Source organism: Yersinia sp. IP36721 (genome assembly GCF_003634395.1).
Lineage (GTDB): Bacteria > Pseudomonadota > Gammaproteobacteria > Enterobacterales > Enterobacteriaceae > Yersinia > Yersinia entomophaga.
The window spans coordinates 1-890 of sequence record NZ_QCZL01000076.1 but is presented as its reverse complement, the minus strand read 5'-3'; the positions used below and the strand labels follow the sequence as shown (position 1 = coordinate 890).

The window sequence follows — 890 nt, the reverse complement described above, 5'->3', positions numbered from 1 at the left end:
CCGCTGTTTTCAGTCGTGAGATCAATCACCGTCAGCGTCACGCGGGGTTCCCAGCGCATGACTGCGCCATACACCGCCGCCATCATTTTGAGCCGTAAGGCGGGGTTCTGCGGCTGATCAATCAGCGTGGACAGCAGCGAACCGTATTCCCGACGCATCACTCTGGAGCCTTGCGGCGTGATTAAAATATCGCTGATAGACTGGCGAATGTGAGCCATATCGGTAATGGCTTTGCCTGTCTGCGCATTCATGCCGAGATAAGTCATTGCGGCCCCCCGGAGGAATCACCGCCACCTTTGACGCCGCCGTGTTGATGGGTGTGAACCACAATGCCGTTTGAGGTCAGATTGCCACCGGAATGGTTAAAGTGGCCTCGCGCCTCGCCGCCTTCTTCAATCAGAAGGGTTCGGGTAATCAGGTGTTGAGTACATTTCACCACTGGCGTGGTGAGGGTGATCGAGGTTTCGGCCACGATATTGGCGGTTTTCATGCCGGTAATGGCTAAATGACGGGTTGTAGGTTCATATTCAAATCTGGCCCCATCGGGAAATGTCACTACGATGGCATCCGCTGAAGCCGAGGGTGCAGGGTTGCTATCGGAAAACACCGCGGGCAACACAAAAGCGGTCGTCAGTTCGCCGCCGATACTGAGGATAATCACCTGTTCCCCCACCGAGGGCGCAGCCCAAAAGCGCACCCGACCGGCGCGGGGCGTCAGCCAGTTCAGCCAGTCGGTTTCCAGTTCACCCATTTTTACCCGACATAAACCTTTGACCGTATCCACTTCGGATACAATGCCGATGCGGATCAGATTCGCCAGGGCGCGTTTAAGTGCTGCAATAAGCGTTTTCATTCAGCCAGTGTGCCGCGTGCGGGCGCGACTGGCATGT

The 890-nt window shown here is 56.3% G+C and carries 2 protein-coding genes; both read right to left on the bottom strand.

Annotation, left to right across the window (positions count from 1 at the left end; all coding sequences use genetic code 11):
- Positions 1-266 (bottom strand): GPW/gp25 family protein (locus DBA33_RS20370; RefSeq protein WP_120807124.1); only part of this gene is annotated, 266 nt, incomplete at its 3' end.
- The gene (locus DBA33_RS20365; protein ID WP_120807123.1) at positions 263-853 is read right to left on the bottom strand and encodes a phage baseplate assembly protein V; all 591 of its coding nucleotides are present in this window, start codon (positions 851-853) and stop codon (positions 263-265) included. The genes DBA33_RS20370 and DBA33_RS20365, both read right to left, overlap by 4 nt.
- Positions 854-890: the final 37 nt, after the last annotated feature.

Coding starts and splice junctions, on each gene's coding strand:
- DBA33_RS20365 (WP_120807123.1), bottom strand. CDS start 853: ATGAAAACGCTTATTGCAGCACTTAAACGCGCCCTGGCGAATCTGATC.